Here is a 13,981-nt window from a genome sequence, read left to right on the forward strand (position 1 = left end):
CTATCTTCCAAAAATCATATAGAAAATCACATTTATCAATAACCCCATTAATGCATAAAAGAACACCGCATTAGCTTTAATTTTTTCTTTTTTTATTAAATACACAAGACTAGCAATAAAGCCTACTAAGGGAAAAACAGTGTAAAAAATGATTGCCCATTCAGCAACTCCATTAACATCTGTACTTAAATTATGGATGAATTTTTTCATTTCTTCTCCAATAAAAATAGAGACTAACAAATTATTAGTCTCTATTTTATATTAACCAATATAAAATTCAATATGCTGTTTTAGATTTTCAAAATCAATGGGTAAATGACCACCAATCTCACCATCTAGATTCACAGGAATCGGATCCTTATCTTTACTTTCACCTAATAATTCTACTTTCAAATTTTTAGTCTTAGTGTAGATAATTTGCGGATCATTAACATGATTTCCATTTAGGGCCATTGCCATCAACCGTAAAACATCTACTGGATTTGCGGTTTTAACCACGATTAACTGGAACAAACCATCAGATAATTGCGCATCAGGCATAATACGTTCAAAACCACCGATTGAATTAGTCATCCCCAAAAGAAACATTGATAAGTCTCCCTCATAGACACCATTATCATAAGTCAACCGCATCTTGTTGCTACTTATTTTGGGCAACATTTCTGCGCCTTTAAGTAGATATGCACTATAGCCTAATACTGACTTTACTTCTGAAGGAACGCCATAGGTCAATTCAGTTAATGAACCACTAGCAGCAATATTCATAAAGTATTGCTTACCAGCACGCCCAATATCCATCTTTTGCGTTTTACCAGTCAGAATTACTTTAGCGGCATCGACTAAATTATCTCTTGGAATCTTCAATGCTCGAGCAAAATCATTCGTTGTACCAGCTGGAATAACTGCAAGCTTTGGTCTTTTTTCTAATGAAGCAACCCCATTAACTACTTCGTTAATTGTTCCATCTCCACCAGCGCCAACCAGTAAATCAAAGCCAGCTAGGGCACATCTTTTTGCTTCATTTTGAGCAGACAAAGGTTCTGGCGTAGTTCTAAAAGCACTGGCTTCAAAACCAGCCTGTTCTAATACATTTAAAATATCTGCCACATTTTGAAGCATTTGCTCATGACCTGAAACAGGATTATAAATTAATCTTGCCTTTTTCGTCATCGCCTTTCGCCTCCCTAAAATGATTAACGACTTTGAAGTTCCTTATTAAGCAATTGGTTAACAACCTTAGGGTTAGCCTTACCACGAGTTTGTTTCATGATTTGACCAACTAAGAATCCAATTGCACGATCCTTACCATTCTTAAAGTCTTCAACAGATTGTGGATTATCGTCAACAACCTTAGTAACCATAGGTCCAAGAACAGAAACATCAGATAATTGAACCATACCCTTGTCTTCAACGTACTTCTTAGGATCAGTTCCATTTTCAATAGATTCCTTGAAGACCTTCTTAGCAATCTTGGATGAAATAGTACCATCTTTGATCATCTTGATCATTTCAGCTAAGTGTTCTGGGGTTAACTTAATGTCTGCAATACCAACTTGGTTTTCATTCAAGTAACCATTAACTTGAGTGTTCAACCAGTTAGCAGCTAAAGTTGGATCGGCACCAGCAGCTACTGCAGCGTCGTAGAAATCACTTGATTCCTTAGTTTGCAAAATAACATCTGCATCGTATTCCTTAATACCATATTCTTCAACGTAGCGCTTGCGACGTTCAAATGGTGATTCAGGTAAGCTTTCTGCAATTTCATCAATCCAACTTTGCTTAATGTGGTAAGGAGCAATATCTGGTTCTGGGAAGTAACGGTAGTCTGCATCACCTTCCTTAACACGCTCTAGGACGGTCTTACCAGTAGCTTCATCAAAACGACGAGTAGAAAGTTGAACTCTGCCACCAGAAAGAAGTACTTGTTGTTGACGCTTTTCTTCATAAGCAAGAGAGCGTCTTACGTGGTCAAATGAGTTTAAGTTCTTCATTTCAACCTTAGTACCGAGCTTTTCTTGACCAGCAGGACGGATAGAAATGTTGGTATCAACACGCATTGAACCTTCTTCCATCTTAACGTCAGATGCACCAGTAAATTGAACAATTTGACGTAATTTAGTCAAGTATGCGTAAGCTTCTTCTGGATCTTCCATATCAGGTTCAGAAACAACTTCAAGAAGAGGAACCCCCTGACGGTTTAAGTCAACGTATGAATAACCGTTAGCACCGTGAGTGTTCTTACCAGCATCTTCTTCGATGTGCATTTCGTGAATACCAATGCGCTTCTTCTTTCCGCGAACTTCAACTTCGATGTAACCATCTCGAGCAAGTGGTTGGAAGAATTGCGTAATCTGGTAAGCCTTAGGGTTATCTGGGTAGAAGTAGTTCTTACGGTCAAAGTGAGTTACAGGCAAGATATGTGAATGAGTTGCTAAAGCAACCATAATACCAAGACGGTAAACATCTTTATTTAACCGAGGTAAGACACCAGGCATAGCCCAGTCGATAACATTTGTTTCAGTGTTTGCTTCAGCACCATAAGTAACTGGTGATGGAGAAAAAATCTTACTCTTTGTTTTTAATTCGAAGTGGACTTCTAGACCAATAGTCGATTTAAAATTCATTAATTAATCCTCCATTCCTGTAGGTGTTTTTTCGTAGAATTTGTTATTACGTTCAATGAAGTCAGCAACCTTAAATACGTTACCTTCATCAAAACGCTTAGCCATAATTTGAAAACCAGCAGGCATTCCATCAACTAAACCTGCTGGAACACTAGCTGCTGGAATACCAGCCAAGTTAGCTGAAATAGTTAAGAGATCGTTGTTGTACATCTTAATTGGGTCAGAAACTTCTTCCCCAATACCAAATGCAGGTTCAGTAGTAGTTGGTCCAACAATAACATCATTTTCTTCAAAGATTTTTTCAAAGTCGCGGCAAATTAAGGTTCTAACTTGAGCAGCCTTCTTAAAGAATTCATCATATGCACCAGCTGACAAAGCAAATGAACCAAGCATAATACGACGCTTAACTTCTTCACCGAAGCCTTCACTTCTAGATTTTACATAAACATCTAATAAGTTCTTAGTATCTTTTGCACGATAGCCGTAACGAATACCATCATATCTTTGAAGGTTTGAGGAAGCTTCACTAGAAGCAACAATGTAGTAGGTTGGAACAACATACTTAGTATGTGGTAATGAAACTTCGTTGATGATTGCACCTGCATCCTTTAAGACATCAATTTGCTTTTGAATAACATCGTGCATTTCGCCATCAACAGCGTCCATGTATTCCTTAGGAACAGCTACGCATAAACCTTTAACATCTTGACCTAAAAAGCTAGTAAAGTCAGGTACTTCTTTTTCCGAAACAGTAGCGTCATGTTCATCAGGACCAGCAATTACGTTTAATACTTCAGCTGAATCCTTAACACGCTTACTCATTACACCGATTTGGTCTAATGAAGATCCAAAGGCAATAAGACCCCAACGTGAAACTCTACCGTAAGTTGGTTTAATACCAAAAATACCATTAAAAGCTGCTGGTTGACGAATAGAACCACCTGTATCTGATCCAAGAGCTGCAACTACTTCACCACTAGCAACTGCTGCAGCAGAACCACCAGACGAACCACCAGGAACCTTATCTAAGTTCCATGGATTATGAGTTGCACCATAGTAAGAATGTTCAGTTGATGAACCCATTGCAAATTCATCCATGTTAGTCTTACCAACAAAGGTAGCTTGCGCCTTTTTCAACTTGCTAATTACTGTAGCGTCATAAACTGGCATGTAGTTGTAAAGAATATGACTAGCAGCAGTCGTCTTCATACCATTGGTAATAATATTATCCTTAATTGCAATTGGAATACCAGCTAATTTATTTTTTGCAAAATCCAAATCTTCTGCTGGCTTTGCATCTTCGTCCACAGTAATCCAAGCATTAATCTTCTTGTCAGTTTCTTTAATGTTCTTAACTGTTTCCTTAGCTAGGTCTTCAGCTGTTATTTCGCCATCTTGTAATTTTTTATTTAATGAGTCAATGTTTTCATTTAAGTAATTCATTATTCATTATCATCCTTATCAATAATTACTGGCACCTTAATGAAGCCATCAGCTTTTTCAGGAACATTCTTCATTAATTCTGCACGACTTTCCCAATGTTCAGGTTTGTCTTCTCTAAAGTCAGTTTCTCGATCAACAACTTGAACAGTTTCGGGAACTCCTTCAGTATCAACTTCAGCTAATTGATGTGCCATATTGATAATGTCACCCATTTGTTCAGTAAACTTATCAATTTCGTCTTCACCAAACTCAAGTCGAGATAGTGTTGCAACGTGATTGATTTCATCTTTTGTAATTTTCACCATTTGCCTCCTATTCACCGCCAAAGACGTGGACATAATAACTATCGTCTGCGGAATTCTTAGCGATTAATGCCTGCGTGTCATTAACAGAATTAATCTTAATTTCTATTGGTGCATCCTTAGGTAAATACTTCTTAGCAGCTGACAATACAAGTCTTGAAAAACTCTCAATCTGCGCATAACCAAAGAATTGGGTAGTTACAGTAATGTTCATTTGTGTCAAAGTTTTATTTTGATAATGAACAGTCGCTGTTACCCCACTAATATTAGGAAAGTAACCTTGAATAGCTGCTTTAAAATCACTAAATGAAGCTGCATCAGTAGAATTGATTGCTTTTTCACTTCCAACAGTCGGTAGCACTTGACTACGATTATTGACTGTTTTCCAATCACTTATTTTACTACTATTTGCATTAGCAATTCCATATGCAAAGTAATTTCCACCTACAAGAGAATCTTTACTGGTTTTACTAAAAAGTCCAACCAAAATTGGGATATTTTTTAATCCCTTCTTTTTACGTAAGTAAGAAACTAACTTATTAGCTGCTTCTTTACCAAAAGTTTCTTGTTCTGCACGAGAAATATCTTTATGATATTGGGCACCGTCTTTAGTTTTTTGATAGTAATCCACTGAATTAAGAGCTAGCCCAACACTCATACCATCCATTTTGTAACTAGAATTAGATTTAGTCAAAAAATCTTGTTCTAAAATTTGATCTAAAATAATTGGATTATATGAATTCTTTTTAGTACTTTTTTCTGCATTTAGGCCTTCTGGATTGCTTTTAGACTTTCTTCCTAGCCAATCAGTGGCATCAGTAACAGAAATTTTTTGCCCTTCTTGAAAAACATACTTACTACTTGAAAAAGTATTATGAGATAAGTCAATTAATCCAGATTCTAAAGCACGACTATCTACATTGTTATCACCAGTATTTTCCGTAATTCCTTCAATTGGACTAGTTACATATTCACCATCTTTTAAAAGAACATTATAACCATTTTTACTTGTACTAGTTGTTTGATAGCTCTTTTTCTTTGTAGTTGAAGTTGTAGGGTTATTGGCAAGATCAGAATTTTTTAAATTGCCACATGCACTTAAACTTAAACCAGTTGCTACTAGCAATGCTATTTGCAAAAATCTTTTCAATTTATTTATCCTTCTTATTTCTCAATTTTTGCAATTGCTTCTTTTTCAGTTAACATCGGAACTTGAAGTTTCTCAGCTTTATCTTTTTTAGAACCAGCATCTGCACCATAGATTAGATAATCAGTTTTCTTAGATATCGAGCCCGTAACCTTTGCTCCAAGATCTTGAAGCTTTTTGGTAAATTCACTTCTTGTAAAGTCAGATAATTTTCCAGTTAAAACAACAGTCTTTTCTTTAAAGAAATTATCTGGTGCTTCTTCTTCAACTGTTCCCAAATATTCCATATTTAATCCACTATCACGTAACTCTTGTAAGAGTTTTTGTGCACTAGGCTGATTAAAATATGCTGTTAACGATTCCGCAATCGTCTCTCCTATTGTATCTATACTTGTCAATTCTGGCACTGTTAATTGACTAACCTTTTCCAAATTTTTATATTTTTCCAAAATTAATCTAGCAGCTTTAGCACCGACATGATCAATTCCTAAGCCATACAGTAATAATTCAGCAGAATTTCGTTTACTATTTTCAATAGAAGATAATAAGTTCGTAATTGATTTATCCTTAAAATGATCTAATTGACCTAATTGTTCACTAGTTAAGTGATATAGATCAGCTACATCATTCACAAATCCTTTATCGATTAACTGTTTTACAATTCTAGGTCCCAAGCCCATGATATTCATCGCTCCACGTGAAGCAAAATGAATAATTCCTTCCTCAACTTGAGCAGGACACATTGGATTAATACAACGAAGAGCTACTTCATCTTGTAAATGAACTAAAGTTTCACCACAAGAAGGACAAACATTTGGAATTTCATAAGGCTTACTATCTTTAGGTCTTTTACTTAAAACAACACTAGAAATTTCTGGAATGATATCTCCAGCTTTATGTAACTTAACGGTATCGCCAATTCTTACTCCCTTTTCTCTCAGGTAGTCTGGATTATGTAAAGAAGCTCGTGACACAATAGTTCCTGCAAGTTGAACCGGATCCATCACCGCAGTTGGCGTTACAACTCCAGTTCTTCCAACTGTCCATTCAATTTCTCGCACTACTGTTTCTTGCTCTTCAGGTGGAAACTTATATGCAATTTCCCAGCGTGGTACTTTCACAGTATTTCCTAAGTCATTTTGTAAACTTAAGTCATCAACCTTTAAAACAATTCCGTCAATCCCATAACTTAAATCATTACGTTTAGCGGTATATTCATCAATAAATTTAAATACTTCATCCATTGATTCAAAGCGTTGTCCAGACTGATTAGTATGAAATCCTAATCGATTCATTTCATCAATCGCTTGATGTTGGCTTGTAATGTTTCTTGGTGGATTAACCCACGTATAAATAAAAGTACTTAAATTTCTTTTTTTAGTGATTCGAGCATCTAATTGTCTTAATGAACCTGCAGCAGCATTTCGAGGATTAGCAAAAACTTGCTCACCCTTTTCATCTCTTTCAGCATTTAACTTAGCAAATGCCTCTTTTTCCATATAACATTCACCACGAACCTCAGTTGTTAAAGGTTCAGGCAAGGTTTGTGGAATATCTTTGATAAATTTAGCATTTGCAGTAACGTCTTCACCAACGCGCCCATTTCCTCTCGTAGAAGCACGAGTTAATTTACCATCAGTATACTCTAGTGACAAAGATAAGCCGTCAATTTTCAATTCAACGTTGTAAGCTACAGGATGTCCAACTAACTTAGTGATCCGATCATCAAATTCTTTAAGTTCCTCTTTTGAGAAAACATCTCCCATTGAAAGCATCGGAACGGGATGTTCAACTTTAGAAAGATCGCTTTTTATTTCGCCACCTACTCGGTGAGTAATTGAATCAGCCGTTACCAAATCAGGAAATTGCTGTTCTAATTCTACTAGTTCTTGATAAGTTTTATCATAAACTGCATCTTCAACAACTGGAGCATCTTTTGCGTAATAATCATCAGCCCATTTATTGAGCTTTTTTCTTAATTCATCGACTTTCTGAGAAGCCTGAGTATGAGTTAAAACTGTCATAATTTAGTCCTTCTCTGAATCAAACTGCTTTTACTTCAATTATATCTTTCTAATTGGCGCAAAGGCAGCTAAAAGGCGTTTTACACCTTGGCTAGCAAAGGCAATATCTAATTCCATGTCTTCACCAGTACCATTAACTTTTACTACAACACCTTTACCCCAAGCCTTATGAGATACTTGATCTCCAACATTCCAAGACTTTTTATCAGCACCAACAGCACCGCTTGCCTTTTTAGCAGTTTCAATTTTTACTTTTGTTCGATAAACTTGAGAATTTGCTCTCTCGCTACTTTTAGCAAAAGGAACAGAAATTGAAGAACTAGATTGAACTGGATTAATAAATTCTAAGTCCTTATTCTCAATTTCATCAATAAAACGCGATGGTTGATTATTTTGAGGATGCCCATACATCATTCTAGAAAAAGCATTAGTGATGTAAAGTTTCTTTTCGGCACGCGTAATTCCTACATATGCTAAACGTCTCTCTTCTTCAAGCTCGCTTGGATCGCTTGCTGCTCTTGAAAGTGGGAATAAGCCTTCTTCCATTCCTACCAAGAAAACAACTGGGAATTCTAGTCCTTTAGCTGCATGGAGTGTCATTAAGGCAACTTGATTATCTTGGTTTTCCAAGTCATCTTGATCACTTAAAAGTGAGATTTCTGAAAGAAAATCACCTAAAGCAGTTGAGTTTTCATCTTCTGGCTCATAATTATCATCAAATCGCTTAGTAACAGTTAAGAATTCATTCAAGTTCTCTAAACGAGTATCAGCTTCAATAGTATGTTCGTTTTCGAGGGCTTCTTTATAACCAAAATCAGCTAATAACTTTTCGGTCAAACCAGTTACAGTATGTGTCTTACTGTATTCAATTGCATCTCTTAAGTTAGTTCCAAAGATAGACAAAGTTTTAGCAGGACGGCCAGTAATTGGAGCTAAACTCAAGTTTTTAAATGTTTCTTCTACTGTAAAGTCATTATCATTAGCAAAACCGTTAAACTTAGCCATCGTAGTTGGACCCAAACCACGTTTTGGTACATTAATAATTCGGTTGAAACTCATTGAATCAGCAGGATTTGCGACAACTTTTAAATAAGCCAAAATATCTTTAATTTCTTTTCGGTCGTAGAACTTATGTCCTCCAACAATCCGATACGGAATATTAGCTTTAACTAGAGCTTCTTCGACGTTACGTGATTGAGCATTGGTACGATAAAGAACAGCAAAATCCTTGTAGTCTCTTTGATGTTCTTTTATTTCTTCTTTAATCTTTGAAATGATAAACAGTGCTTCATCATTTCCACTTTGAGCACGGTAATAATTGATTTTATCGCCAGCGCCTTTATCCGTCCAAAGTTTCTTAGGTTTACGTTTCAGATTATTTTTAATTACTGAGTTAGCTGCATCAAGAATATGGCCAGTGGAACGGTAGTTTTGTTCTAATTTAATTGTATTAACTTCATCATCTTGATAATCATGTTCAAAGTTAAGGATATTTTCCATGTTGGCTCCGCGCCAACCATAAATAGATTGATCAGCATCCCCAACAACACAAATATTTTTATATTGAGCAGCTAAAGCAACACAAAGCTGATATTGAGCTTCATTTGTATCCTGATACTCATCTACTAGAATATAGCGGAACTTATTTTGATAATAATGAAGCGTTTCTTTATCTTTTTTGAATAAAATTAAAGTTTGCATAATCAAATCATCAAAATCCATAATTTGATCACGCTTTAAACGGTGTTGATATTCTGCATAAATTTGAGCAGTTACTTTTTCAAAAGGACTGGCTGCTTGTTCCTTAAAATTTTTAGGAGTAAGCAAGTCATTTTTCCCATTAGAAATAGCACCTAAAATTGCTTTTGGATCATACAATTTAGGATCAATATTAAGATCTTTTTCAATTCGCTTAATTAAAGTCAACTGCTCTGCAGAATCTGCAATTGAAAAATTGTTTGAATAGCCAATTTTTTCTGCATCTCGGCGTAAAATGCGAACGCACAAAGCATGGAAGGTAGACATCCAAACACTATCAGCAGCTGGTCCTAAGAGCTTTTGAACACGCTCCTTCATTTCGCTAGCTGCCTTATTAGTAAAAGTAATGGCTAAAACATTCCATGGTGCAACGCCTTTTTCTTCAATTAAATAGGCAATTCGACGTGTTAAAACTGATGTTTTTCCACTACCAGCTCCAGCAACTACTAAAAGTGGACCTTCAGTACACTGCACAGCTTTTTTCTGCTGAGGATTTAATCCTGCAAGAATTGTTTCTTCGCTCATTGCTTCTTCCTTTTCTTAATTACTCAAACACTAAAATAGACTTGTCTATTATAACAAAAAACAACGATAGCTTTTAACTTAACTATCGTTGTTTTGGAATTAATCATATTGTGTTAAATTAAACTCTTTAATTAAATCAAGAAGCTTTTTAGCATAACCTGGATCTGTTGCATAACCATCTGTCTCTAGAGCTTGCGCTTGGCTAGCATAATCTTTAGCCACTAAAACATGTTGATATTGATTTCTATTCCAGCTTGTTCCATTTACAAATAAACGTGTATGAGCTTGGATAGATTCGTCGTAAGATTCATATACACGAAAGCGTCCCGTTACCGTCTCCCAGTGGTCATTCACAAATTCAGAAGTAGTCAACTCTTTACTTGTATTAGGATCCGTTCCCTTTACACCAAACAAATTATTGTATTTTTTAGAGAGTTCGCTTTGACCAAAGTTACTCTCTAAACACGCTTGGGCAATCGTGACACTAGGAAAAAGTCCATAAGGTTTATCGGCTCTTTGAGCAATTGGAGCTACTACCTTGATAAAGTTTTCCTTATTTTGAAGAGAGCGTTCTTTTTCTAACTGCTCTTGTCGTAATCTTTCATTAGTCACGACCTGATGACGCCAATACAAAAATCCTGATAAAATTATTACCAAAGTAAAACAAATAGCAAAAGCTCTTGCAACTACATATTGAATATTTTTTTGACGGCGTCTGCGTGACATTTTAATTCATCTTCCTTCTCATCACTTGCTTTAAAGGCAGTGCAATTGCTGGAGTAAGAACAGCAGTAAAGATTGCTTCTACAACACCATTAACGCCTAAAACACTTAATAAAATTGCAATTAAAGGAGCAGAATTTTGAGTTTGCCCCAATGAATGAAGTAAAACCGACGGATCTTTCATATACCATAAACTAGTAATACCGATTACTAATAATGTATTAGCAAGTGAAGTACATAAACCAGCTATGGTATAAACAACAGTTTTTTGCAAATTAGAATCATCCTTAGCAGCTTGTCCGATCATCCCTGCAATAAAACCTGCGGCTGTACGAGGAACTAATGCAATCAAAACATTGCGGAATAACAGCATACTGACGATATCGCCCGGCTGTGTATAAGCTACAAATAAGCTCAATAATCCCCAAAATAAACCAATAGTTGTCCCAAATCCCGGTCCCATTAAGCAGCCAGCCAAACCAACAGTCAAAGGTATAGTCGTAATTGATGGCAAGCCTGGTAAAATGCGAATATAGCCAATATAAGGGACAAATGTTTGAACTAAAATAATTGCAATAAAAATAGCACTAATGGCAATTCTAAAAGTTTTTTTATTAATCATAGTCTTTCCTGCTTTATTAATTTTTAACTTTAGCAAAAAAGAAAGCCGCATTTGCGACTTCCTTTTCTTAGTAGTGCGGGCGAGAAGACTCGAACTTCCACGATCTAAAAGCGATCACAAGATCCTTAGTCTTGCGCGTCTGCCATTCCGCCACGCCCGCGGTACTTAACTAATATACCAGATAATTTTTCTTTTAGCAAATGGATTTTTGGTTTTTATTTATTTTTCTTTACTAAGACTAGTTTTCCGCCACATTTACCACATCGATATTTTCGCGTATTGACTCTTCTAACACGCGGATATTGAAGGTGGCAATTTTCGCATTCGTAAATATATTTTTTCTTCTGTCTACGCCTTAAGCCAAGATCTGGTGCATATCGACTGCCACCAACATAAGCTAGAAGATTTTTAAAATCACGATTTCGATGCTGGTAGCCTCTACCTGCTAAATGTAAATGATAATGCGTTAATTCATGTTTAATAATTCCAATAAGATCTGCGCGATATCTTTCTTCTAAAAAATGACCATTGATATCAATATGGTGATCATTAAGAAAGTATCTTCCTCCAGTAGTTGTCATACGATTATTAATTTTGACCTCATACTTAAACGGCACATGAAAATATTTCAATGAAATTTCTTCTACTAATTTTTGTAACTCTTCTTGATTCATTTTCGAATTAATTTTTGATATAAACTAGCCTGTTTTGGAGAAGAGATTCTTCTCTTTAAAGCCGTTACAATTTTTTGCTTTACTGTCTCTTGTCCATCTATCCAAGTACCCGTGAACAAGTGAATTGAATATGAGTCTTTACTAGGATTACACAAAACACCATCTGGATAGACATGAATGCCAGCCTTTAATCTTTGTTCATAATTACCTGTTTTTAGGCCGTATTTCCCTTTTAAAATATCAGTTACTGACAAGCTGTTTACACCAGCCATTTGATTATTTTTATCAAAAGTAAATTTTTTATCCTGATAATAGTCGAGTATATCTTTTATAAAGGGATGATGTACTTCCGCGCCAAAGATAGCGGCTGATAAGTAGTCATTGTTCTCAAACCCAATAAAAGCATGATTACTTAAAAGTGGATCTAATTTTTTAAGAATTCTAACGTCTGTATCTAAGTAAATTCCACCTTGCTCATAAATCGCACGAGCACGAATATAGTCCGACACAAAAGCCCATTTTTTTGCTTGATAAGCTTGTTCAATATACTTATTTTCATGCATATCAAAGCTATCTTCATTCCACTCAATAAATTCATAGTCAGGCAATTTCTTTTTCCAAGTTGCAATACATTCCTCAACTAATGGTAACTTAGGATTATGCCCTACCCAAACGTAGTGAATTTTTTTAGGGATCATCTTTTTACCTTTCTAAGAAAGCGTGCAATAAAATCTACAATATCTTGATTAAAGTCCAACTTCATTATAAACATAATTACTGCATAAATAATCAACATTAAAATGGACTTAACTGCCATATTTAAAAAAATTGAATTAATCAAGTTAGGCATGAACATACCAGCAATTAGCGTGATTATTCCAATTAAGAAATACTTAGGTACATCATAAAAAGCTTCTTTAAAATTATAATCATCTCTCACAATCCAAAGTCGCAAAATTAGAACTACAAATTCCGTTATTAAAATTGCGATTGTTGCCCCACCTGCTCCGTATGGCCGATCTAATAAAGCCGCTAATACGACTTCAATGATTGCTCCAATAACTACTGGGATAGCATATTCTTTATCTCTCCTGTTAGCTAATGCAAATTGATTAGCAAATACTCCTCCCATAGGAATCATAATAATCGTTAAGGTAAAGAAGAACATTAAAGGAGTCATTGGAATAAACTTTTTTCCAAAGAAAAACGGCACAAACTGCTTAGTGTTTGCCATAATAATAACCGCAAACAAGGTACCAAGCATTGTCGTTGCTTCAAGCGACTTCTTCAAAACAACTTTCTGCGTTTCTTTTTCCTCACTAGCCATTTTTGGCATGATAACTAAAGAAATACTAGTAATTACTCCCAAGATCATATTAGAAATTCTTTGCGAATTATCATAAAAGGCAACCTGCGTTGAATTGCTAAAGAAGCCCAAAATCGGCTTATCAAGTGACGTATAAATTTGTGTAGCAATCTGCGGAATCATCAAAGTAATGATAGAAACAATCGTAGTTTTATATTTATAAAAATGATTAACCGGTTTACCAACATAGCGATGGATATCAAGCCAAAAAACAAATGACCCGAGCATAGTTGAAACTGACATAATTAAAAAGTACTTCCAAAGGTCAGCTGGTGATTTAATTAATAGCAAGATCAAAACTACACTTGCTAATTTAACAGCAGTATTTTTTAAAACCACTCGTCCAAAATCTGCTAATCCTTGAAAGAACCATGAAATATCAACTTGTGCCGAGATTAAATATGGCACCATTAAGATCAAATAGTTCCAATATTGAATATGAAAAATGTTAGTAATTAACAACGTAATTAAAATCGTAACTAATCCGGCAATTGCTTGAAAATACCATAGGCCCCAAAAAGCATCAGTCAATTCTTGCGGTGTTCCATAAGTTCTAGTTCGAGAAACAGTTCGTATTCCAATATAAGAAACTGACAAAGTACAAAATACCATTAAAAACTGCACAGTATTATTAACACTGCCATAAATACCATAAGTCTTAGGTCCTAAAACTCGAGACAAATATGGAACGGTAATTAACGGTACTAAAACTAGAAAAATCTGGTAGACCGCATTATATAAAATATTAAGAAAAGTTCGCTTCACTACTTTTT

General features: G+C 35.4%; 13 protein-coding genes and 1 tRNA gene. All 14 read right to left on the reverse strand.

Features of this window, described 5'->3' with window-relative positions:
* Entirely contained in the window at positions 1-210 is a 210-nt protein-coding gene (locus H1A07_RS07305) for a hypothetical protein (RefSeq protein WP_094499456.1), read from the reverse strand.
* 51 nt (positions 211-261) lie between these two features.
* On the reverse strand, positions 262-1,170 hold the full coding sequence (locus H1A07_RS07310; protein ID WP_210144831.1) for a diacylglycerol kinase: 909 nt from the start codon (positions 1,168-1,170) through the stop codon (positions 262-264).
* 23 nt (positions 1,171-1,193) lie between these two features.
* Entirely contained in the window at positions 1,194-2,624 is a 1,431-nt protein-coding gene (gene gatB, locus H1A07_RS07315) for an Asp-tRNA(Asn)/Glu-tRNA(Gln) amidotransferase subunit GatB (RefSeq protein WP_003648276.1), read from the reverse strand.
* Between the two features lie 3 nt (positions 2,625-2,627).
* Positions 2,628-4,067, reverse strand: a complete 1,440-nt coding sequence (gene gatA, locus H1A07_RS07320; RefSeq protein WP_210144832.1) for an Asp-tRNA(Asn)/Glu-tRNA(Gln) amidotransferase subunit GatA — start codon at positions 4,065-4,067, stop codon at positions 2,628-2,630.
* Positions 4,067-4,369, reverse strand: a complete 303-nt coding sequence (gene gatC / locus H1A07_RS07325; protein WP_003646851.1) for an Asp-tRNA(Asn)/Glu-tRNA(Gln) amidotransferase subunit GatC — start codon at positions 4,367-4,369, stop codon at positions 4,067-4,069. Before gatC ends, gatA begins: the two co-directional genes overlap by 1 nt.
* Positions 4,370-4,379: 10 nt before the next feature.
* Complete coding sequence (locus H1A07_RS07330; RefSeq protein ID WP_057718779.1) at positions 4,380-5,519, reverse strand: CamS family sex pheromone protein; 1,140 nt, start codon at positions 5,517-5,519, stop codon at positions 4,380-4,382.
* Positions 5,520-5,533: 14 nt separating this feature from the next.
* On the reverse strand, positions 5,534-7,540 hold the full coding sequence (gene ligA / locus H1A07_RS07335; RefSeq protein ID WP_210144833.1) for an NAD-dependent DNA ligase LigA: 2,007 nt from the start codon (positions 7,538-7,540) through the stop codon (positions 5,534-5,536).
* A gap of 39 nt (positions 7,541-7,579) precedes the next feature.
* Positions 7,580-9,823, reverse strand: a complete 2,244-nt coding sequence (gene pcrA, locus H1A07_RS07340) for a DNA helicase PcrA (protein WP_210144834.1) — start codon at positions 9,821-9,823, stop codon at positions 7,580-7,582.
* A gap of 99 nt (positions 9,824-9,922) precedes the next feature.
* Positions 9,923-10,549 carry a glycoside hydrolase family 73 protein gene (locus H1A07_RS07345; protein WP_094499430.1) on the reverse strand — a complete coding sequence of 209 codons (627 nt, stop codon included), beginning with the start codon at positions 10,547-10,549 and terminating at the stop codon, positions 9,923-9,925.
* A gap of 1 nt (position 10,550) precedes the next feature.
* Positions 10,551-11,168, reverse strand: coding sequence for an ECF transporter S component (locus H1A07_RS07350; RefSeq protein ID WP_210144835.1), 618 nt, complete (start codon positions 11,166-11,168; stop codon positions 10,551-10,553).
* A gap of 74 nt (positions 11,169-11,242) precedes the next feature.
* Positions 11,243-11,328, reverse strand: a tRNA-Leu gene (locus tag H1A07_RS07355).
* Positions 11,329-11,383: 55 nt separating this feature from the next.
* Positions 11,384-11,842 (reverse strand): SprT family protein, encoded by a 459-nt coding sequence (locus tag H1A07_RS07360; protein ID WP_210144836.1) that lies wholly within the window; start codon positions 11,840-11,842, stop codon positions 11,384-11,386.
* Positions 11,839-12,540 carry a glycosyltransferase family 32 protein gene (locus H1A07_RS07365; protein WP_094499432.1) on the reverse strand — a complete coding sequence of 234 codons (702 nt, stop codon included), beginning with the start codon at positions 12,538-12,540 and terminating at the stop codon, positions 11,839-11,841. Before H1A07_RS07365 ends, H1A07_RS07360 begins: the two co-directional genes overlap by 4 nt.
* Positions 12,537-13,973, reverse strand: coding sequence for an oligosaccharide flippase family protein (locus H1A07_RS07370; RefSeq protein WP_210144837.1), 1,437 nt, complete (start codon positions 13,971-13,973; stop codon positions 12,537-12,539). The genes H1A07_RS07365 and H1A07_RS07370 overlap by 4 nt, the downstream gene beginning before the upstream one ends.
* Positions 13,974-13,981 lie beyond the last annotated feature (8 nt).

Source organism: Lactobacillus taiwanensis (assembly GCF_017894345.1).
Lineage (GTDB): Bacteria > Bacillota > Bacilli > Lactobacillales > Lactobacillaceae > Lactobacillus > Lactobacillus taiwanensis.